The sequence below is a fragment of the Pseudomonas flavocrustae genome (assembly GCF_029872515.1).
In the GTDB taxonomy this organism is placed as follows: domain Bacteria; phylum Pseudomonadota; class Gammaproteobacteria; order Pseudomonadales; family Pseudomonadaceae; genus Chryseomonas; species Chryseomonas aestiva.
Window position 1 is genome coordinate 869,180 of the sequence record NZ_JAPDIQ010000001.1, and the last position, 20,650, is coordinate 889,829.

Genomic DNA, 20,650 nt, shown 5'->3' on the forward strand with positions numbered 1-20,650 from the left:
GCTGCTCGCTAAGGGTGCAGCAGTCGCCGCCCCAGCAGTGGAAGAATCACGTCGCGGGTCAGGGGCGCCAGCGGCAGATCGCCGGGTTCGTCTACGGCTACCCACACCGCCTCTTCGATTTCGGCGGCAGGCACCGCCTGGTCTCCCGCACCCATGGCTACCTGATACAGCGCGCAATCGACCCTAAAACCGGGTTCATTGGCGGCCGGCGCCTGGTAGTTGCCGAGAAAGGTCGCAGCCTCTGTCGTGATGACCAGGCCAAGCTCTTCCTCCAGCTCGCGGATCAGCGCCTCCAGGGGTTGCTCCCCCGGATCCACCTTGCCGCCCGGTTGCATGAAGGCGGTGGTGCCCCGCTTGCGCACCAGCAGCACCTGCTGGCGGTCGTTCAGGAGGATGGCGGCGGCGATGTGCAGGATTGGGGTCAAGGTGAGCGTCCCGATCAAGGTGGGCGGGTCACCGTGCCGGGAGACGGACAGAAAGGCAACCGTCGGCGATTCTGGCTACCCCTGGCTTGGGGTCCTGCGTGGCGCTCAAAGGTCGGCATGCAGTGCATAGCCATTGAACCCGGCAGCGAACAGCAGGGCGCCCCAGAGGAAGAGGTCCGTCTGCAGGAACTCGCGCTTTATGTAAACGAGCTTCATGCCGTGTTGCAGAGGCAGGGAGGGATCGACCAGCCACCCCAGCAGGACGGTCGCCACGCCCAGTAGCATGGCGATAGCGCCGATACGCTTCACGACCTGCCTCACCTTAACAACCCTCTCCGCGAAAACGGCATTCAGCGAATGATCGCCGGGAGTCAAGGGTATCGATCGATAAAGGGCCGCGTGTAAAACTTCCTGAACGCTTGTAAACAAGTGTTAAAGCGCGACCCGGGGCCTTTGCGTGAAACTACTACGGCACAGCCTTGGAGCGCGCCCTCAGCGCATCGTCCGGAAGGCCTCCCGCAGGTGACCGACGAATTCTCGCGGATTCTCCATCGCCGCGAAGTGCCCACCCCGATCGGCTTCCGCGAAGAACCGCAGATCGGCGAAGCGCCGCTCGGCCCAGCGGCGCGACAGCCGCAGTTGCTCGCCGGGGAACATGCTGACGCCCGCGGGCAGGGGCAGCGGCGCGCTGGCCATGCCGTTCGCCATCTCGCGTCTGGCCTCCCAGTAGAAACGCGCCGAACTGGCGCCGGCATTGGGCAGCCAGTAGAGCATGATGTCATCGAGCAGATGATCCAGCGGCAGGACGCGCTCGGGTTCGCCCGCGCTGTCCGAGACGTCCTGGAACAGGGCGTAGATCCAGGCCGCCAGGCCTACCGGCGAGTCGGCCAGGGCGAAGCCCACCGATTGCGGGCGGGTGGTCTGCACCTTCATGTAGCCCGAGTATTCGCGCTCGTAGCGGGCGGCGTCGGCGAGCATCCGCTGCTCGTCCGGCGTGGCCGCCGCGACCTCCTCGGCAGTGGGCTGGAACATCACCATGTTCAGGTGCACGCCGGCCAGGCCCGCCGGGCGCTTATGGGCCAGGGCGGTGGTCACCGCGGCGCCCCAGTCGCCGCCCTGGGCCAGCCAGTGATCGCCGTAGCCGAGTCGGCGCATGAGTTCGATCCAGGCCAGGGCGGTGCGGCTCACTCCCCAGCCGGGCTCGCTGGGCTGATCCGAGAAGCCGAAGCCGGGTAGCGCGGGAATGACCAGGTGAAAGGCGTCCGCGGCTTCACCGCCATGGGCGACCGGATCGCTAAGCGGCCCTATCACGTCGCGAAACTCCAGCACAGAGCCTGGCCAACCGTGGGTGAGCAGCAGGGGGGTAGCCGTCGGTTCGGGAGAGCGCACATGCAGAAAGTGGATGCCGAGGCCGTCGATCTCGGTGCGGCTGCTGCCCCAGCCGTTCAGCAGGGTCTCGGCCGCCCGCCAGTCGTACCCGCCGCTCCAGCGCTCCACCAGGGCCTGCAGGCGCTCCCGTTGCGGCCCCTGACTGCCATCGTGGACGGTCTCGCGGTCGGGCCAGCGTGTAAGCCTGAGTCTTGCTGCCAGCTCATCGAGCTGGGCTTGAGGTACGCGGATGGGTAAGGGCTGGATGAGATCGGTCATGGAGAGCCTCGCAAGGAAGGGCGCAATCAGATAACTGAACGTTATCGTTCAGTTTACAGGGGCTGTCAATCCGCTTAAGGTTCGCCCATGACCGAAATGACCAAACCACGCGGCGGGCGACCCCGGCGCGAAGAGGCCGGCGCTGTCGATCGCCGCCTGCTGGATGCTGCCTTCGAACTCTTCCTCGCCCAGGGCTTTGCCGGGACCTCCTGCGAGGCGGTGGCGCGACTGGCCGGTGCGGGCAAGGCCAGCCTCTATGCGCGCTTCGCCAACAAGGATCAGCTGTTCGAGGCGGTGATCCGCCGTCATTCGGCAACCCTGCCGCAGCTCGAACCCGTGCCCTCCGGCCTGCCGCTCGCGGAGCGTCTGCGGCTGGCCGGTCAGGACATGCTGGAGCACGCCTCGCGGCCGGAAACCCTGGCGATGATGCGCCTGGTGATCGCCACGGCCGATCGCTTTCCGGCAGTAGCGGCCGAGGCGACCCGGATCGGCTGGGAGGCGGGTCGCCTGCGGGTGCGACAGGCCATCGAGGCGGGTCCGGATCAACCGGACGATGTCGAGCGGCTGCTCGAGGGATTCATCGATCTGGTCTTCGCGCCGCATCAGTTGCGGGCGCTGCTGGGCGATGATCCCAGGGCACTGCGGGCTCAGGCGGCGGAGCGGATCGAGCGGGCCATTCGGCTGTTGCTGGGGTGAGGGTGTCTGGCGGCTCCCGCTCGGTCGTTGGCTGGCACATCGAACCGCCCAAGCCCGGATCGGAATAACCGGGCAGGCTCCCAGGTTCACAAGGATGAGATGGGCTACTGCGCGGCGTTCAGCCCCGCGCCCGCCGCTGTGGTCTGCCCGCCAGGTGCCGGGCCAGGACGATGAAGTTCTGCAGGGCGGGCGAGGGATTGAAGGCGCGACAGGCCAGGGTGATCGGGGCGGCCAGCCGGGGGCGGGCGTCCAGGATGGGGCAGTAGCAGATGCTGGACCTGTGCAGTTCGGTCATGGACGCCGGTACCGCGGAGATGCCGGCGCCGGCCGCCACCAGGCTCAGGTTGGTGAGCATGCGATCGACTTCGAAGGCGACTTTGGGTTCGAAGCCGGCATGGCGACAGGCGCCCAGCAGCTTGGCATACATGCCCGGCGCGCCCGGCTTGCGCACCAGGATGAAGGCTTCATCAGCCAGGGCGGCCAGCGGCAGTCCGCGTTGCGCCAGGCTGTCCAGCGCCGCTGCGCCGATCCCCGCGATGAGTCGATGATTACTCGGCAAGGCGAGCAGCATCGCCTCGTTGAGCAGGCGGTGATAGGAGACGCCGTCCGGCGCGCTGACCGGGGCGCGCAGGATGCCGAGGTCCAGGCGGCCTTCCGCCACCCGCTGGGTGAGGCCTTGGGCGTTGTCCTCGGCGATGACGATTTCCACGTCCGGGTAGCGCTCCCGGTAGGCGCGGATGACGCGGGGGATCATCGCATGGGCGGCCGCCGAACTGGTGAAACCCAGCGTCAGGGTGCCGTCGATGCCCTTGGCGACCCTCGCCGCGCGATGCGCGCCCTGGCCGACCCGGGCCAGGATGTCACGGGCCTCCTGCAGGAAGGCCGCGCCGCCAGCGGTCAGCACGACACCCTTAGGGTGACGCAGGAAGAGGGCGAAGCCGAGTTCGTCTTCCAGGGCCCGGATCTGCTGGCTGAGCGGCGGCTGCTGCATGTGCAGGCGCGCGGCGGCGCGGGTGAAGTGCTGCTCTTCGGCCACCGTGACGAAGTAACGCAGATGCCGCAATTCCATTCGCTCGCTGACCTCGCTGACGCCGGTCTGGATGACCGATCGGTTAGGATGGGGCGCAAGGTGTCTGGCGCCTCGCACAATAATAACGACAGGAATCCGGATGATCGCGCGGATCGCTCGCAACGGCAGTGTGCAGCTAGGCGTGGCCCTCGTGCTGCTCGGTCTCTGGCGTCCCGAGCTGGCCGCGGCCATGAAGCCCTTGAGCGATCTGTTCCTGCGCACCCTTGGCCTGGCCATCCCGCTGCTGATGTTCGCGCTGATAGTGTCGGCCATTGCCCGCCTGGGTCGGGGCGTCGGCGCCATGGCGGCGCGCATGGTGCTGTACTTTCAGGTGATGTCCCTGCTGTCCCTGCTGTCCCTGCTGTCCCTGCTGGTCGGTCTGATCGTCGGTCTGGTGATCCATCCCGGCAGCGCCGTCGCGCCTGGCCCGATATCGATCAACTGGGGCAGTGCCGAACCGGCGGACCTCCTGTTGCCGGCTGCTCCCTCGTCGATGCCAGGCCTGCTCGACAGTCTGCCAGGTACCCTGCTAGGCGCCTTTACCCAGAGCGCCATATTGCCGCTGCTGTGCCTGGCCATCGCCCTGGGACTCATCCTGCGTACCCTGGGTGAGCGTGGCGCACCCTGGCTCGCCGGGATCGAGCGGACCCTGGGGTTCATGCTGCGGCTGCTGCGCCTGTTCCTCCGCCTGGCGCCCCTCGCCGCCTTTGCGGCCATGGCCTTTACCGTTTCCCGTTATGGCGGCGCCTCCCTGTGGCCGCTGTTGAAGTTTCTGCTCGCGGTCTATCTGGCCGCCCTGTGTTTCGTCTGCGGCGTGCTGGGGCTGGTGGCGCGGCTCTGTGGCTTTTCCCTGTTGCGCCTGATCCTCTGGCTGAAGCACGAGTTGCTGCTGGTGGCGGTGACCGGTTCCTCGGTCGCGGCCTTGCCCCTGCTGATCGGCCGCCTCGAACGCGCCGGTTGCCCGACGGAGCTGGTGCGGTTGTCATTGACCACCGGCTACACCTTCAACCTGGCAGGCTCGAATCTCTATATCGCCGTGGCGCTGCTGTTCCTCACCCAGTTCGCCGGGATCGAGCTGTCGGCCGCGCAATTGGCGAGCTTCCTGCTCGTCGGCCTGATCACCACCCTGGGTTCGACGAGTGTTGCCGGCTCGGCCTTCCTGACCCTGGCGGCGACCCTGTCGATCCTGCACTTCGTGCCAGTGGAGGCGGTCGGCCTGCTGCTGGGCGTCGAGCGGCTGATGAAGTGCCGCTCGCTCACCAATGTGCTGGGTAACTGCGTCGCCTGCCTGGCGCTGGCGTGCTGGCAGGGGACGCTGGACCGGCCGCAGCTGGCGGCGGCCCTCGCCCGTGGACGGCACTAGGCGATCACGGCTTCAGCAGCTTGGCAAAGGCCTGATCGAGCGCGGTGTCGGCCTCGGCGAGCCGCTGACGCCGGGCCTTGGTCCAGTCGACATCGGTCTGCAGGGCCCGCTTCGCCTCGCCGAGCATGCGCTGCACCTCGGCCGGTTGCGGACCGCCGGTGCCGACCCGGGTCTTGACCATGCTGGTCGGCGAGAGGGCATTGCGGAATTCGGCCTCCTGCAGCGGCAGGCTGGTTTCCTTCCACTGGTACTTCTCAGCGGCCTGGGTGTAGAGCTGCCGGGCCTTGGCGAAGGGGAAGGTCTTGGGCGTGTAGCCTTCGTTGCGGGCCTCGGTGACGATCAGCGAGGCGAAGCTGTGACCGATGCGGAAGGGCACCTTGTGCGCTCGTTCCAGGGTGTCGGCCAGCTCCATCGAGGTGGTCCATTCGTTCTCCAGCTCTTTCAGGGCGCGCTGCGGATTGACCTTCAGGGCCTCGAGCACGCGGTCCATGCTGGTGAACATGCCGATGGCCGAGTCATAGAAATTCAGGTCGTCGAAGGCGAACTTGTAGTCCGTCATGCCGGTGGTCACGTTGTGCGCGCGCAGGGTGATGGTCTGCGCCAGGCCGATGGTGTCCGAGGCGGCTTCCCGGGTGCGCATCAGCAGTCCGGGATTGCGCTTCTGCGGCATGGCGCTGCTGGTGTAGGTGGAGCCTTCCTCCAGCAGCAGCCAGGGGCGGATCTGGTGGTACTGGGTATGGATGTCGCCGATCATCGCCCCCAGCCGGATCGCCGAGGAGGCGGCGATGTCGGCCGCCTCGATGGGGATGTCATAGGTGGAGACCTGGCTGGAATCCAGCGAATTCTGCCGCACCCCATCGAAGCCGAGCAGGGCGGCGAGACGCTCGCGGTTCAGCGGATAGGCGGAATTGGCCAGCACGGCGGTGCCCATCGGGCTGAGGTTGAGGCGCTGATAGAGCTGGGCGATGCGCTGGGCGTCGCGGGCGAAGGAATCGGCGTAGGCGAGCAGATAGTGGGCGTAGGAGATCGGCATCGCCTGGACGCCGTTGGTATAGGCCGGCACCAGGGTATCGACGTTGGCGGCGGCCAGGGTCAGCAGGCGCTGACGGGTCGCGTTCACGGCGTCGCTGTAGGCCAGCACCTGGCCACGCAGGGACGCCAGGCGGTAGGTGGCATAGATGTCCTGGCGACTGCGGCCCGAGTGGATCAGCGAGGCTTCCGGCCCGATCTTGTCGGTCATGATCTTTTCCAGCTGGAGGATGTCGGTGGGTCGCTTGCCGTCCGGCTGCCCTCTCTGGTCGATGGCGAATTCGACCCCGCTGGCGATCTTGCGCCCCATTTCCGGGGTAACGATGCCTTCCTCTGTCAGCATCACGATGGAGGCTTTGTTGATGCGGTTCAGCCCGTCGAACTGGTCTTCGACGCCGCCAGCGCGGGTGCCACTGTGGGTCACGGTGCCGCCGATCCTGGCGACCTCGGCCTTGCACTCGGCGGTGGTCTTGCAAGGGGCGTCAGCGGTATTGGCGGCCAGTGCCGGGGTACCGGCGGCCAGGGCGACGAGCAGGGCGAGCGGCAGCAAACGCGGGGTAACGGGCATGGAGGAAAGTCCTGTCGGGATGGGATCGAGGCCGGCGCGGTCCGCAGCCGGCGGTGGGGTCAGAGCAGGGGCAGGGTGTAGCTGAGGATCAGGCGGTTCTGGTCGAGCTCGGTGTCGTTATGGCTGCGGTAGCTGCCATTGCGCCAACGCACCTTGAAGTTCTTCAGCGCGCCGGTCTGGAAGGTGTATTCCAGCTCGGTATCGCGTTCCCACTCCTGACTGGCGAAACCGCCGGGCCCGTCGAAATGGTCGCCCCTGAGATAGCGCGTCATGAAGGCGAGGCCCGGGAGGCCCCAGGCGGCGAAGTCGTAGTCGTAGCGCACCTGCCAGGAGCGCTCGCCCGGATTGGCGAAATCCGGCGACAGCATCACGTAGTTGACCAGGTACGAATCGGTGCCGTTGAGATGGGGGAAGCCGGTTTCGCCGTGCATCTGCTGGTAGGCGGCGCCGAAGGCATGGTGACCCAGGTTGTAGGTGAACTTGGCGCCATAGGCATCGTTGTCGACGTTGCTGCCGCCGTCCTTGCGCGAGCGGGCATAGCGCAGATCCGTCTCCAGCGACTGGCCCTTGCCGAGCGGCAGGACGTGCAGCACGTTGAACATATGCTGTTCGTAGTTCTGGTCGAGGTGACCGTAGTCGTAGACGGTAGTGAGCTGCTGGCTCCATTTGTAGCTCAGGCCGGCGAAATCGAACTGGTCGGACGCGCGGCCGCCGCTGATACCGCTGCCGCCTACGGTCATGTCCTCGTTGGCGCTGTCGTTGCGAACGCGGTTCTGGGTCAGCCGCCCGGCGTTGAAGGTCAGGTTGTCCAGTTCCTTCGACACCAGCTGGGCGCCCTGGAAGGTCTGCGGCAACAGGCGGGAGTTGCTGCTGCGGATGGTCTGCAGCCGGGGGATCAGGGTGCCGACCTGCAGGGTGCTCCTGGACACCCGCACCTTGCCGGTCAGCCCGAGCTTGCTGTAGTCGTCGGGCGCTCGCCGGTCGCCCACCGGCAACAGACCGGTGTTCTGCCGGTCCGGCCCCGAATCCAGCTTGAGGCCGAGCATGCCCAGGGCGTCGAGGCCGAAGCCCACCGGCCCCTCGGTGAAGCCGGATTCGTAATCGAGAATGAAGCCCTGGGCCCATTCCTCCCGCTTGGATTGCCGGGCGCCCGACTGGCGATAGTCGCCGTTGAAGTAGAAGTTGCGCAGTTCCAGGTCGGCCTTGCTGTCGGCAAAGAACTCGGCGAAGGCATCGGAGGGTAGAAAGGAGGCGAGGGCGGCGGTACCGACCCCGAGGGCTAGCGGTGGCATGCGCATGGTGAGATTCCTTGACGCGTTATTGTTATTGGGCGCGTTTCGTCGTGAGGCGGTGGCCGCTCACGACGGGAACCTTAAGGACTTTGCTGAAAGATTAAAAATATATGAAAAGTCGGTGCTTGATACTTTAAGGATATGGTCAGCGCGCCTAGTTCTCGATCAGCCTGATTGATTGCCTACTGGACGTAGCCCACCGGGATGCTGGCGGGGCCTGGCGTCTCCCGAGGTGACGCCAGGCCAGCGCGGCTCAGCCCGAGCGTGCCGCCAAATGGGCGGGCACCCAGGGACCCCGGAGCGGAATATGGGGATAGGCGTCGTCGAGGATGCGCAGCTCGGCGTCCTTGGGCGTGTTGTCGCCTTCCCCCTGGATGCTGACGATATCCTGGGGGCAGGCCGAGAAGGCGACGAAGCAGTCCATTTCCGCGCGCAGGGTGATGAAGTCGCCTGGGCGGGTCACCGTGGGCAGGGTGTCCAGGTGGATATTGTCCGGCTGTACCCGGATGTTCATGAAGATATTGAAGGAGGCGAGGCTGCGCCGGGGCGGCGTGACGCCCAGTTCCAGCATGCCCTCGACCAGGTTGTCGGTGCAGTTCCGGTGGTAGTGGCTGCACCCGAGCAATTCGTAGCGACGGCGGTCGCAGGCCGCCATGAAGGTATCGTGGACCCCCGGGGAGGTGTCTTCGACCACGGTCAGGATCGGGTGGCGCTCGCTGGTGACGAAGCTGTCGCCGACCACGGGATTGAGGTGCTGGGTATAGACCCGGGTGGCCTCCATGCACATGTATTCGTTGAGGTCATAGGCATTCCAGGCCCAGCAGTCGACGACCTGGGTACCGTGGGTATTGATGACCTGCACGCTTTGGCCGGCGCGTAGGCGGACGGCCTTGCCGTGACCGGCGGGTACGACGATGGAAGCGAGGGGATGTGACATGGATGAACCTCGTGGGTGACTAGTGGATGCGATGGCGGGTGAGGCGGCGCTCCCAGGCGGCGGCGGCCGCATCGATGGCGAGTGTGACCAGCCAGTAGCTCAGGGCGACCGCCAGATAGATTTCCAGGGGGGCGTAGCTTTCCGAAATGGCCTGCTTGGCCGCGTACATGAACTCCTCGACCGAGACCACCGACAGCAGCGCCGAATCCTTCAGCAGGCCGATGAACAGGCCGGTCGCCGGCGGCAGGGCCACGGGGAGCGCCTGGGCCAGGGCGACATGGCGGAAGCTCTGCCAGCGGGACATGCCCAGGGCGCTGCAGGCCTCGAATTGCCCTGGCGGAATGGCCGCGAAGGCGGCGCGCAGCACCTGGGCCAGATAGGGACCGTAGTACAGGGTCAGGGCCGTGACCCCCACCAGGGGCGAGGACAGGGTGAGGCCGTATTCCGGCAGGATGAAGAAGAGCACATAGATCAGCACCAGCAGCGGCAGGCCCAGGATGAGGTCGGTGTAGCCGCGCGCCAGCAGCTGGAGCAGTGGCTGGCGGCCGCGCAGCCGGATCCAGGCCAGCAGGGCGGCCAGGAGCAGGGCGGGCAGCGCCGTGATCAGGGAGAGTTGCAGGGTGTAGACCAGGCCGGCGAGCAGCGACGGGGCGTAGGCCAGGATGATGCCCAGATCCATCAGGCGTTCCTCGCGGTGGCGAAACGCCCTTCCAGGCGCCGAGCGAGCAGCAGGATCGGCCAGCACACCAGCAGGTAGCCGGCGACGACCGGCAGCATCACCGGTCCGGCCTCGTAGGTGCGGGCGATGATCAGCTGTCCGGCGTAGGTCAGCTCGGTCACGGCGATCACGGACGCCAGGGGCGTGGTCTTGACGATCAGCGTGAATTCGTTGACCAGCGCCGGCAGGCTGCTGCGCAGCGCCTGGGGTGCCAGGACGTGACGCCAGCACTGCAGGTGGGAGAGTCCCAGGGCCAGGGACGCCTCGGTCTGGCCACTGGCCAGGTTGCGATAGCTTCCCCGCAGGATCTCCGCGGTATAGGCGGCGCTGTTCAGGCCGAGCGCGAGCACGGCGGCCAGCAGCGGTTTGCCGCCCAGGCCGAGCAGCGGCATCGAGAAGAACACCAGGAACAGCTGGACGATGGAAGGCGTTCCGCGCATCAGGCTGATGTACAGGCTGCCCAGCCGGCTGGGCAGCCAGGCCTGGTGTTGTCGCAGCCACCAGATGAGGTGACCGACGCTGAAGCTGAGCAGCGCCGCGGCCAGCGTCAGCTCGAGCGTGACCAGCAATCCGGGCCTCAGCTCCGGCAGGATCTTGAGCATCTGTTCCAGCACGGCTTACTCCGGGAAGTCGCTCAGGCTTTCCGCGACCGCGAGCGCCACGGCGCCGACCTGGTCGTTGCCGGGATTGCCCGTGCAGCAGGTCGAGACGACGAAGAGCATGTCCTGCACCACGCGGCAGGTGATCCGGTCGCCCGCCTTGGTCCGGTTCGGCTGGGGATGCAGGCTGCCATCGCGTTCCAGCACGACATGCATGAACAGGTTGACGGGGTCCGGAAGCTTGGGCTGGCGCCGCCCCAGCCGCGCGAGCTCGGCCTGTACCGCTTCGACGCAGCCGGTCTGCGCATAGCCGCGGCTGCGCAGGAAGGCGCTGGTGGAGGCGGGCAGCAGCAGGTCGTGGGTGCCCAGGCTGTCCTGGCCCAGGACCATCACCGGGCGCCGCCGATTGTTCACCAGCCGCATGCCCGAGCCGAGGACATAGGAGTTGCTGAAAACCCGTGTGTGATGGACCGAGAGATGCACCAGGGGATCCTCCTCGCTGAAGCCGAACAGGCTGGCCACCACACCGGCGTCCAGGGCTTCGATGCGCAGCAACTGACCCCGCTTCACGGCGATCGAACCGGCGCTTCCGGCGCGGATCTCGACCCGCTGCACGGGCAGCGGCGCGCGTTCGTCGAGGTGTTCTTTCATCAACAGCATGGGGCGGTCCTCAGGCGGGAGTGGGGGCGGTGTCGGCGATGCGGATATCAATGGGCGTCACGTGCAGGCCATTGCCCGGAATGATGTCCTGCGGACAGGAGGACACGGCGCAGACCAGGTCCTTGAGTGCCCGGAACACCACGTGATCGCCTGCCTTGCTCCTGGGGTCGGTGACCTGCATGCGGCCGTCGGCGGTTACCGGTCCGTTCTGGAACAGGTTGAAGGGCTCCGGCACGTTGACCGCCAGCAGGCCGTAACCGGCCAGGCCTTCGTGCAGGTTGTCCAGGCAGTTACGGTGGCCATCCACACCGAAATCGACGCTGAAGCGGGTCGGATCGCAGGCGGGCACGTTGGCATCGTGGACGCCAATGGTGTCGGCGATCACTTCCAGCAGCGGCTCGTCGGCGGTGGAGTAGAGGCAGTCGCCGACCGCGAAGAACAGCGAATTGAGCCGGCGGCGGGTGTGCACCGGGGACAGCTGCTCCTCCAGGCGGCCCCGCACGACGGCGACGAAGTCCGCCGCCTGCTGACCGTCGGTGTCGATGATGGTGAGGTACTGGCCGGCACGGATCTCGAAAGTCCGGCCGTGCCCGGCCGGGACGTGCACGTGATGGGTTGGGCAAGGCATGGGAAGACTCACTGGCGGGGGATGAAGTCGGCGGTGGGCAGGTCGAAGCTGACCCCGAGGTAGCGCTGTTGCAGCGTTTTCAGTTCGCCGGATTGCTCGAGGGCGATGATTTCATCGCTGATCACCTTGTTCAGGCGCGCGTCGCCCTTGCGGGTGGCCCAGCTGATCCACTGGCTGTCACCCAGTTCGCCGACCTGCTTGACCTTGCCGGGCAGCTGCTTGGTCAGACCGCCCAGCACGGTGAGATCGTCGAAGACGAAATCGGCGCGGCGGGTCATGAGCGCGGCCAGGGTCTGGTCGACGCTGTCGACACTGATGATCTTGATCGGCGGGAGCTGCCGCGCCTTCAGTTGACCGTTGAACTGCTTGAGCAGCTGTTCAGGCGCGGTGGTGGCCTTGACCGCAGCGGTCAGGCCGGAAAGGGCTTCGACGGTCAGCGGGGTGGCCGTCACCCGGGTCTCGTCGGCCCGCACCAGGACCGCGTTGACGCTCTTGCCGAAGGGCACGGTGAAGAGAACCTTGGCGGCGCGCTCGGCGGTAACGTTGAGCGAGGAGCCTTCGGCGTCGACGGAGCCGGCGATCAGCGCCGGGATGATGCCGCTGAAGGCCATCTTCTGGTATTCGAGCGCGACGCCCAGGCTGGCGGCCACCCGCTGCATGATTTCCGTTGTATAGCCAACGATGGTGCCGCTGGCGTCCGTGTACTCGTAGGGCGCGAAGGTGGGATCTATGGCCACCACCAGCTTGCCGCGGGCTTTCACGTCATCGAGGGTATCGGCGCTGGCAGCGCCCAGCAGGCCGAGCCCGAAGGCCAGGGCGGAAAGCGTCATGGCACAGCGGTAAGCAAGAGAGGTCATGGGAGCGCCTAGGTCGGAGGGGTGACCCAGGCCTCATCGCAGAAAGCATGCCATCTCGGGCGGCTGCCGTAGCGAGCGCCGTAACCCCTTGAAGAAACTAATGTTTCTTTTTAAATGTAATGGAAACTTTTGTTTCTTATGTTTCGGGACGGATTCGCTCCGCTGCCTTTATCCGGTGCATGACGAATTGAAATGGTGCGTCAGCGGGGGTTGTCCAGCTCTTCCAGTTGCTGGTGCAGACGCTCGGCGGTCTCCAGGTGGGAGATCTTGCGGCCAGTCAGTTCCTTGCCGACCAGGGAGCACAGCAGATTGGTGATGGCCGAGACGCTGCTGTTGCTGTCGAACATCAGGGTGCTTTCGGTGTGGCAGCGGATCACCCAGTTCGCCAGCTGAGCGGGGCTACCGGCCAGGACATCGGCCAGGTAGAGCATGCGGACCCCCAGCTGGCCCATCACGGCCATGGTCTTCTCGAGTTGCGGCATCCTTCGCCGCAGCCCGATGCAGATGGCGACATCGTCCGGCCCCAGGCTGGCGAGATATTCGGCCAGGCTGTCGCCGGGTGAGGGCAGCAGCAGGATGTCGCCGCGGACCTGGATCAGATGGCTGCGGACCATGTGGGCGATGGTCTGGCTATGCCGAAAGCCGATGATGACCACCCGCCGGGCACCGACGATGGCGTGCACGGCGGCGAAGAGTTCGTCCTGATTCAGCGACTGATAGGTCTGCCGGACGTTGGCCAGTTCCTGCTCCAGATGATGCTGCAGGAGGTCATCGACCGTGCGCTCGGCGGCGCCACGGTCCTGCAGATAGAGCGGTGAGCCCTCTCCACGCAGCGTCCGGGCCTGGCGCCGGGCTTCTTCGTAGGAGGCATAGCCCAGCGTACGGAAGAAGCGTGTGGCGGTGGCCTTGGAGACGCCGGCACGGGTGGCTAGCTCGGTGGCGGTCTGCATGGCGAGCTGGCCAGGCGCGGCCAGGATCACGTCGGACAGCTTCTGCTCCACGACCGACATCTGTTCGTAGCGTGCCTTGATCCGACTCTCCAGGGAGGTGGGTGGCGGTAGCCGAGTCTGGTCGGATGGCAGCATCGAGCGGCTCTGGTCTGCGAAGGGAGGCTGCAGTCTAGCGGCAAAGGCGTTGCCGAGCGTAGTGCTCCCGGGTAGCCGCCGACGCTGGCGGTGCGGCAGGTATTGAGCCAGGCCCGCGGACGCGGCGTCCTCAATCCTCGCTGGAGGCGAAGCCCTCGAGCCAGCGCGCTTCCGAACAGAGCAGGTGGTGGCGCATGGCTGTCTGGGCACCGATCAGGTCGCGGGCTTCCACCGCGCGCAGGATGGCTTCGTGTTCGGCCACGGCGACGCCCCAGGTCTTCTGGCTTTCGGTCTGCTCGGCGACGTGGGTGGAGAGGGGGCTGTGACGCTCGTCGAACAGCGAGGTGATGATGCGCACCAGCGTGGAGTTGCCACTCATCCGGGCCAGGCGGCAGTGGAACTTGCGATCGTCCTCCATGGGCGAAAGCCCCTGGGCGATCTTGTCGCTCATGTTCCGGATGCACTTCGCCAGGTAGCGGTAATCGGCCTTGCCACCCAGGGAACAGGCCAGCACGATGGTCGCGCCCTCGATCATGGCCCGGGCGTGCATCAACTCCGAAGGACTTTCGCCAAGGGTGGAGGTCCGGGCGCCATTGTTCAGCAGCGCGGCGTTCACATAGATCCCGGAGCCCTGGCGGACCTCGATGCTGCCTTCGATTTCCAGGGCGATCAGGGCTTCGCGCAGCGACGGCCGGGAGACGCCCAGCAACAGCGCCAGGTCGCGCTCCGGCGGCAGGCGGGTACCGGCTTCGATGGCGCCCTCGCGGATATGCTGGCGCAGGCGATCCGCGATCTTCTGGTAGAGCTTTCTTTCGGTGGTGGCAGTGGGCAGCGTCATCGATGAAACCTGCATCTTCAAGGGCTTCAGTATCTCATGGGCTACCCGGTTCGGCGCCAGCGGCTCAGGGCAGGGCGGCCAGCTCGAATAGCGGGGTCGCCAGCTGCCATTTCTCCGATCCCGCCTCGGGCGAGGACAGCTGATAGCGCGCCATCAGGGTTTCCCATTCCTGGATCCTGGGATTGCGCTGTTCCAGCTCGTGCAGGCGGTCGAAGGAGAAGCCCGGCCCGGCTTCGAGCAGCATGGTCAGCCGACAGCCGAGGCGCCAGATGGTCATGTTGGCGACGCCGGCTTCGCGCAGATGGGCGATGACCTCGGGCCAGACCGCCGCGTGCTGGCGTTCGTATTCGGCGATGAGCGCGGGGTCGTCCCGCAGGTCCAGCAGCAGACAGTAGCGTGTCATGTTCTCGCTCCTCGGCCGGTGCTGGCCGATCAGACCCGTTCAGATTTCGACGATGGCTTTGACGACGCCGCGGGCCGGGTCCAGTAGCTCCGCGAAGCGGGTGGGGAGTTCGGCCAGTTGCAGGCGGTGGGTATTGAGTGCCGCGTCCGGGATCAGGCCCTCGCGCAGGCAGCGCTCGACATGCTGGAAATCCTCGGCGGTGGCGTTGCGACTGCCCAGCAGGGTGGTCTCGCGCTTGTGGAACTCGGGATCGGCGAAGCGGATGTGATCCTTGACCACCGAGATCAGCACATAGCTGCCGGCATGGGCGACGAATTCGAAACCCCGCTCGATGGCGCGGGCGTTGCCGGTGGCGTCGAACACCACGTCGAAGAAGTCGCTGTCGGTCAGCCGCGCCAGTTCGTCCTTGTCGCCTTCACCGACGGTGACCGTGGCCGCGACCTGCAGGTGCTGGCGACAGAATTCCAGGCGATCGGCGCGGGTGTCGAGGACGGTGACCTGCGCCCCGGCGATGCCGGCGAAGATCGCCGCCGCCATGCCGATGGGGCCGGCGCCCACCACCAGCACGCGCTGGGCCTGGCCCAGCCCCGAACGGCGCACGGCATGGGCGCCGATGGCGAGAAATTCCACCATGGCCGCCTGGTCGAGGGTGAGGCCCTCGGCCTTGAAGACGAAGCGGTCGGGCAGACTGAGGTACTCGGTCAGGGCGCCGTCGCGGTGCACGCCCAGGACCGCGATCCTGGTGCAGCAGTTGGTCTTGCCCTGGCGGCAGGCGATGCACTGGCCGCAGGACAGGTAGGGCACCACATAGACGATGTCCCCCGCCTGCAGGCGCCCGCTGTCGTCGGTTTCCTCGACGACGCCGGAAATCTCGTGGCCCATCACCCGTGGGTATTCCAGATAGGGCTGGTTGCCTTCGTAGATGTGCAGGTCGGTCCCGCAGACGCCGACCCGGCGAATGCGGATCAGGGTTTCGCCTGCGCCACGGGCGGGCTTGGGGGTATCGCGGGAGACCAGCAGGCCGGGTTTTTCACAGATGACGGTCAGCATAGGAAGACTCCGCATCGCTCGGGATGCACATTGGATTCATGGCGCGGCGCGCGCCGGGAATGGCAGTCAGCGTCCGGCGCCCGGGAGCGGGGCGGCAAGGGCTGTGCAATCTCATGCCGGGGCTCCTGCCACGGGGGCGTCGGCGTCCAGCAGGCCGCGCTGCTTGAGGGTGCTCCAGAATTCCGCCGGAATGGGCGTCTGCAGCCAGGCCAGGTTGCTGGCCACCTGCTCGGCGCTGCGCGCGCCGATGACCGCCGAGGCGACCGCCGGATGCGCCAGGGGAAATTGCAGGGCCGCGGCGGCCAGCGGGATCGCGAAATCGGCGCAGACAGCCTGCAGGGCCCGCACCTTGGCCACCACCGCTGACGGCGCGGCGCCATAGTCGAAGTGCTGGCCACCGGCGAGGATCCCGGAGTTGAACACCCCGCCGGCGACGATGGCGTGGCCCTGGGCCAGGCAGCGATCGAGCAGGGGTCTCAGGCTCTCCTGCTCCAGCAGGGTGTAGCGACCGGCCAGCAGGGTGCAGTCCAGCGGGCACTCGTCGAGGCTGTCGACCACGACCTCCCATTCGTTGACGCCCAGGCCGATGGCCTGGATCTGGCCTCCGCTGCGCAACTCCTCCAGCGCGCGGAAACCGCCGCCGCGGGTCAGCGCCTGCCAGTGCCGGTCATGCCGCTCGCCATGGGTGCGGCGGCCGATGTCGTGCACATAGAGGATGTCGATCCGCGTCAGCCCCAGTCGCTGCAGGCTGTCTTCATGGGACCTGAGGATGGCGTCGTAGCTGTAGTCGTAGACCGGCTTGAAGGGCAGTGGCCGGGCCCAGCCGTCGTCGTTGGCGCGCTCGCTGCCGTTGGGCGCGAGCAGCCGGCCCACCTTGCTGCTGAGCACGACTTCATCCCGCGGCAATTCGTCGAGAAAGGCCCCGAGGCGATGCTCCGAGCGGCCATAGCCATAGAAGGGCGCCGTATCGAAATAGCGGATGCCCTGCCGCCAGGCGCCGGCCAGGGTGTCGACGGCCTGCTGCAGGGGCATGTCCCGGTACAGTCCGCCCAGCTGGGAGCAGCCGAGTCCGAGCACCGGCAGGGCCAGCGGGCTTTTCGCCAGGGGACGCCGTTCGGAGAGATTCATCGCCAGGCCTCCGCTCAATAGAGCACGTTGCGTGCGTCAGGGCTGTCCAGGTTGGCCTTGTCGATGAGCAGGACGCCGGTGTCGATGAACTTGGGTACCTTCTGCTTCTCGATGACCTTGATCACCGTGGCGACCGATTCCAGGCCCATGCGATAGGAACTCTGCACCACGATGGCGTCCAGGGTGCCGTCGCGCACGAAGCTCTGCAGATCTTCGTTGCCGTCGAAGCCGATGGCCTGCAGCTTGCCGGCCTTGCCCGACTGGGCGATGGCCCGCGCCATGCCGACCGCGGTGGGTTCGTTGGCGCCGTAGATGCCCTTGAGGTCAGGATTGGAGGCCAGGACGTCGGTGGTCTGGTTGAGGGCGTTGGCCATCTGCGACTGGGAATAGAAGGGGCCCACCACGGTCAGCTGCGAATGCTGCTCCAGGTATTTGCGGAAGCCGCCGACCCGGCCCGTTTCCGAGCCGGTGCCCGGCACATAGGACATGATGGCGATCTTGCCGGTCTTGCCGACCTTCTCGATCATGCGCTGGGCGGACAGCTCGCCGGCCTTGTTGTTGTCGGTGGAGAGAAAGGACTGGTAGTAGGGCGCGCCGCTTTCCGCGACCGAGGAGTCGATCAGCACCACCGGGATATGGGCTTCCCAGGCCTGCTTGATGGCCGGCACCAGGGCGTCCGGGTCGGACGGCGCCAGCACGATGCCCGAGACGCCGCGGTTGACGGCATTGACCACCATGTTCACCTCGTCGGCGATCGCCGATTCCGAGGCCGGTCCCTGGAAGGTGACCTTGTAGCTGGTGTGTTGCTTGGCCGTCTCCTGCACGCCCTTCTGCACGTTCTGCCAGTAGTTGGAGTTGGCACTCTTGACGATGACGGCGATCTCGCCGTTACCGGCCAGCGCCAGGGAGGTCGCGGCGGAGAGGGCGACACCCAGGACCACTTTCTTGAAGTTTTTCATCGGTCGTTCCTTGTTGTTGTTATCGAGGGTTCACTTCTTGCGGTTGCGGAGCTGGTCGATACAGACGGTCAGCAGGATCACCAGGCCGATGATGATCTGCTGGGTGAAGCTGGAGACGCCGAGCATGTTGAGGCCGTTGCGCAGCACGCCGATGGTGAAGGCGCCGATCAGGGTGCCCGACACGCTGCCGATGCCGCCGGAGAGCGAGGTGCCGCCGATCACCGCGCTGGCGATGGCATCCAGTTCGTACATCACCCCTTCGTTCGGCTGGGCGGTGACCAGGCGCGACATCAGCACCGCGCCGGTCAGGCCGGCCAGCACGCCGGACAGTACATAGGTGAAGAGGGTGACCGCACGCACCTTGACCCCGGAGAGCCGGGCCGCTTCGGCGTTCGAGCCCACGGCATAGATGTGGCGGCCCAGGCGGGTGCGGCTGAGCACCAGCCACAGGGCGATGGCCAGGACGATCATGATGATTACCGGGTAGGGGATGCCCGGAAAGATCACGTTGGGAAAGCCGTCGTCGCCGATGCGTTCGATGCGGCCCAGGGTACCGTTGCCGAGCACGCCAAAGGCCGCGCCGAGGCCGGAGATGGGCTGGGCATCGGTCAGTCGCAGCGCCAGGCCGCGGGCCACCAGCATCATGCCCAGGGTGGCGATGAAGGGCGGCAGCTTGACCAGGGTCACGAACAGGCCGTTGATCGCACCGCAGATCCCGCCGACGATCAGGCCGACCAGGATGCCCACCTCGATGGACGCTCCGGCCTTGACCGCCATGGCGTTGGCCACGCCGGCCAGGGCCAGCACCGAGCCCACCGAGAGGTCGATGCCGCCGGTGATGATCACCGCCGTCGCACCGAGGCCGAGAAAGGCGATGGAGGTGACCTGCAAAGCCACGCTCATGCCGTTGCCCATGGTGAGGAAGGCACTGCTCATGGAGGAGAACACCGCGATCAGGGCCAGCAGGCTGACCAGGGCGCCAAACTTCTGCAGAAATTCTTTTTGTTTTTCGGTCATTTCTCTGTCTCGCTCGACACGCGTGGCGAGCTGCCGTCAGTGCGACGTGCAGCCGGAGGCGTAGTGCATGATCTGGTCCTGGGAGGTGGCCCGGGTCTCGACGTCACCGGTCAGGCGACCTTCGTGAAAGACCAGGATCCGATCGCTCATGCCGAGCAATTCCGGCAGCTCCGAACTGATCAGGACGACGCCGATGCCCTGGGCCGCCAGCTGGTCCATCATTTCGTAGATGGCGTACTTGGCGCCGACGTCGATGCCCCGGGTGGGCTCGTCGAAGAACATGATCCGGGCGTCCCGGAACAGCCATTTGCCGATGATGATCTTTTGCTGGTTGCCGCCCGAGAGGTAGCGGGTGACCTTGTCGATCGAGGGCGTGCGGATGTCCAGCCGCCGCACGTAGTCCTGGGCGACCCGCGCCTCCTCTTTGAAGCGGATGAAGCCCAGCGGCCCGCAGAGGGCATCCAGATTGGCCAGGGTCAGGTTGTGCGCCAGGGTCATCTTGACCGCCAGGCCGTCCTTCTTGCGGTCTTCGGACAGGTAGGCGATGCCCTGGTCGATGCCGTCGCGCGGACTGCGGATAGTGACCGCGCGGCCATTGATTTCCACTTGGCCTGCATCCAGCCGATCGGCGCCAAAGATCGCCCGGGCGATCTCGGTGCGCCCGGCGCCCATGAGGCCGGCGAAGCCGAGGATCTCACCGCGGCGCAATTCGAAGCTGATGTCCTGAAAGACCCCCTTGCGGCTCAGGCCTTGCGCCCGCAGCAGCACCTCGCCGGTGGGCGCCGAGGTGCGCGGCGGAAATTTCTCGTCGAGGGAGCGCCCGACCATGCCCGCCACTATGGCGTCGACACTGGTGTCGGCAAAGCGCTGGGTGGAGACGTAGCGACCGTCGCGCAGGATGGTCACCCGGTCGACGATGTGGCGCATCTCGTCCAGCCGGTGGGAGATGTAGAGCATGCCGACGCCGCGCGCCTTGAGGTCCTGGATGACCTTGAACAGCGCCTGGGTCTCGCTTTCGGTCAGCGAGGAGGTCGGTTCGTCGAGGATGAGCACCCGGGCGTCCAGCGACAGCGCCTTGGCGATCTCCACCATCTGCTGCTGGGCCACCGACAGCTTGGCCACCGGGGCGCGGGGGCTGATGGCCACGCCCAGGCGGGCCAGGCAGGCTTCGGTGTCCGCCTGCATCTTGCGTCTGTCGATCAGGCCGAAGCGCACCGGCTCGCGGGCCAGGAAGATGTTTTCCGCCACCGTGAGGTGGGGCACCAGGTTGAGTTCCTGGTGAATGATGGCGATGCCGACATGCTCGGCTTCCGACACGGACTTGAAGTGCCGCTCTTCGCCCAGGTAGCGGATCCGCCCCTCGTCCGGCGGCTGCTGGCCGCTGACGATCTTCATCAGGGTGGACTTGCCGGCACCGTTCTCGCCGCAGATGGCGTGGACCTCACCCGGGTAGAGGCTGAGGCTGACGTCGTCGAGGGCCACGACGCCGGGAAAGCGCTTGGAAATGTTTTCGAGCGTCAGACAGGGCGCGGGCGCGGCCGGTACGGGGCCGCCACCTTCGCCGCGGGGCGATGGGGTATCCAGCATGGTGCTCTCTCTTTTTGTTGTTCTAGGGTCGTTGCCCTATGTGAGATCCATGGCAGGGAAAGCTACACCCCCGTTCGGATATCTGGCAAGACCAA

The 20,650-nt window shown here is 66.4% G+C and carries 22 protein-coding genes; 2 read left to right on the top strand and 20 right to left on the bottom strand.

Annotation, left to right across the window (positions count from 1 at the left end; genetic code table 11):
- Positions 1 to 8 precede the first annotated feature (8 nt).
- From OMP44_RS04010 to OMP44_RS04020, 3 genes are all read right to left on the bottom strand, one after another.
- Positions 9 to 425, bottom strand: a complete 417-nt coding sequence (locus OMP44_RS04010) for an NUDIX hydrolase (RefSeq protein ID WP_280306586.1) — start codon at positions 423 to 425, stop codon at positions 9 to 11.
- Between the two features lie 105 nt (positions 426 to 530).
- On the bottom strand, positions 531 to 734 hold the full coding sequence (locus tag OMP44_RS04015; RefSeq protein ID WP_280306587.1) for a hypothetical protein: 204 nt from the start codon (positions 732 to 734) through the stop codon (positions 531 to 533).
- A gap of 183 nt (positions 735 to 917) precedes the next feature.
- Complete coding sequence (locus tag OMP44_RS04020; protein WP_280306589.1) at positions 918 to 2,072, bottom strand: epoxide hydrolase family protein; 1,155 nt, start codon at positions 2,070 to 2,072, stop codon at positions 918 to 920.
- An 87-nt stretch (positions 2,073 to 2,159) separates the two neighbouring features.
- Here OMP44_RS04020 and OMP44_RS04025 point away from each other — a divergent pair, with 87 nt between their 5' ends.
- Positions 2,160 to 2,768 carry a TetR/AcrR family transcriptional regulator gene (locus tag OMP44_RS04025; RefSeq protein WP_187979548.1) on the top strand — a complete coding sequence of 203 codons (609 nt, stop codon included), beginning with the start codon at positions 2,160 to 2,162 and terminating at the stop codon, positions 2,766 to 2,768.
- Between the two features lie 118 nt (positions 2,769 to 2,886).
- Here the strand turns inward: OMP44_RS04025 and OMP44_RS04030 are convergent, their stop codons facing one another.
- On the bottom strand, positions 2,887 to 3,837 hold the full coding sequence (locus OMP44_RS04030) for a LysR family transcriptional regulator (protein ID WP_280306591.1): 951 nt from the start codon (positions 3,835 to 3,837) through the stop codon (positions 2,887 to 2,889).
- 100 nt (positions 3,838 to 3,937) lie between these two features.
- Between OMP44_RS04030 and OMP44_RS04035 the strand changes: the two genes are divergently transcribed.
- Positions 3,938 to 5,200 (top strand): cation:dicarboxylate symporter family transporter, encoded by a 1,263-nt coding sequence (locus OMP44_RS04035; protein ID WP_280306593.1) that lies wholly within the window; start codon positions 3,938 to 3,940, stop codon positions 5,198 to 5,200.
- A 4-nt stretch (positions 5,201 to 5,204) separates the two neighbouring features.
- Here the strand turns inward: OMP44_RS04035 and OMP44_RS04040 are convergent, their stop codons facing one another.
- The 16 genes from OMP44_RS04040 to OMP44_RS04115 form a co-directional block, all read right to left on the bottom strand.
- Entirely contained in the window at positions 5,205 to 6,797 is a 1,593-nt protein-coding gene (locus OMP44_RS04040; RefSeq protein WP_280306595.1) for an argininosuccinate lyase, read from the bottom strand.
- A gap of 59 nt (positions 6,798 to 6,856) precedes the next feature.
- A complete protein-coding gene (locus tag OMP44_RS04045; RefSeq protein WP_280306596.1) occupies positions 6,857 to 8,095 on the bottom strand; it encodes an OprD family porin in 1,239 nt (412 codons plus the stop codon).
- Between the two features lie 247 nt (positions 8,096 to 8,342).
- A complete protein-coding gene (locus OMP44_RS04050; RefSeq protein ID WP_280306598.1) occupies positions 8,343 to 9,026 on the bottom strand; it encodes an urea carboxylase-associated family protein in 684 nt (227 codons plus the stop codon).
- 19 nt (positions 9,027 to 9,045) lie between these two features.
- Positions 9,046 to 9,705, bottom strand: coding sequence for an amino acid ABC transporter permease (locus tag OMP44_RS04055; protein WP_280306600.1), 660 nt, complete (start codon positions 9,703 to 9,705; stop codon positions 9,046 to 9,048).
- The gene (locus OMP44_RS04060) at positions 9,705 to 10,358 is read right to left on the bottom strand and encodes an amino acid ABC transporter permease (RefSeq protein WP_280306602.1); all 654 of its coding nucleotides are present in this window, start codon (positions 10,356 to 10,358) and stop codon (positions 9,705 to 9,707) included. The genes OMP44_RS04055 and OMP44_RS04060 overlap by 1 nt, the downstream gene beginning before the upstream one ends.
- Positions 10,359 to 10,361: 3 nt before the next feature.
- The gene (locus OMP44_RS04065; RefSeq protein ID WP_280306603.1) at positions 10,362 to 11,003 is read right to left on the bottom strand and encodes an urea carboxylase-associated family protein; all 642 of its coding nucleotides are present in this window, start codon (positions 11,001 to 11,003) and stop codon (positions 10,362 to 10,364) included.
- 10 nt (positions 11,004 to 11,013) lie between these two features.
- Entirely contained in the window at positions 11,014 to 11,631 is a 618-nt protein-coding gene (locus tag OMP44_RS04070; protein WP_133860910.1) for a DUF1989 domain-containing protein, read from the bottom strand.
- Positions 11,632 to 11,639: 8 nt separating this feature from the next.
- Entirely contained in the window at positions 11,640 to 12,488 is an 849-nt protein-coding gene (locus OMP44_RS04075) for a transporter substrate-binding domain-containing protein (RefSeq protein WP_280306606.1), read from the bottom strand.
- A gap of 200 nt (positions 12,489 to 12,688) precedes the next feature.
- Positions 12,689 to 13,573 (bottom strand): MurR/RpiR family transcriptional regulator, encoded by an 885-nt coding sequence (locus OMP44_RS04080; RefSeq protein WP_133860908.1) that lies wholly within the window; start codon positions 13,571 to 13,573, stop codon positions 12,689 to 12,691.
- 130 nt (positions 13,574 to 13,703) lie between these two features.
- Positions 13,704 to 14,411: a FadR/GntR family transcriptional regulator gene (locus tag OMP44_RS04085; protein WP_280306608.1), complete on the bottom strand. Its 708-nt coding sequence runs from the start codon at positions 14,409 to 14,411 to the stop codon at positions 13,704 to 13,706.
- A 64-nt stretch (positions 14,412 to 14,475) separates the two neighbouring features.
- Complete coding sequence (locus tag OMP44_RS04090) at positions 14,476 to 14,814, bottom strand: L-rhamnose mutarotase (protein ID WP_158897077.1); 339 nt, start codon at positions 14,812 to 14,814, stop codon at positions 14,476 to 14,478.
- 39 nt (positions 14,815 to 14,853) lie between these two features.
- Positions 14,854 to 15,864, bottom strand: a complete 1,011-nt coding sequence (locus OMP44_RS04095) for a zinc-binding alcohol dehydrogenase family protein (protein WP_280306610.1) — start codon at positions 15,862 to 15,864, stop codon at positions 14,854 to 14,856.
- Between the two features lie 111 nt (positions 15,865 to 15,975).
- On the bottom strand, positions 15,976 to 16,992 hold the full coding sequence (locus OMP44_RS04100) for an aldo/keto reductase (protein ID WP_280306612.1): 1,017 nt from the start codon (positions 16,990 to 16,992) through the stop codon (positions 15,976 to 15,978).
- 14 nt (positions 16,993 to 17,006) lie between these two features.
- Complete coding sequence (locus OMP44_RS04105) at positions 17,007 to 17,951, bottom strand: ABC transporter substrate-binding protein (protein WP_280306614.1); 945 nt, start codon at positions 17,949 to 17,951, stop codon at positions 17,007 to 17,009.
- Positions 17,952 to 17,981: 30 nt separating this feature from the next.
- On the bottom strand, positions 17,982 to 18,968 hold the full coding sequence (locus tag OMP44_RS04110; RefSeq protein ID WP_027602020.1) for an ABC transporter permease: 987 nt from the start codon (positions 18,966 to 18,968) through the stop codon (positions 17,982 to 17,984).
- Between the two features lie 36 nt (positions 18,969 to 19,004).
- On the bottom strand, positions 19,005 to 20,555 hold the full coding sequence (locus OMP44_RS04115) for a sugar ABC transporter ATP-binding protein (RefSeq protein ID WP_280306620.1): 1,551 nt from the start codon (positions 20,553 to 20,555) through the stop codon (positions 19,005 to 19,007).
- Positions 20,556 to 20,650: the final 95 nt, after the last annotated feature.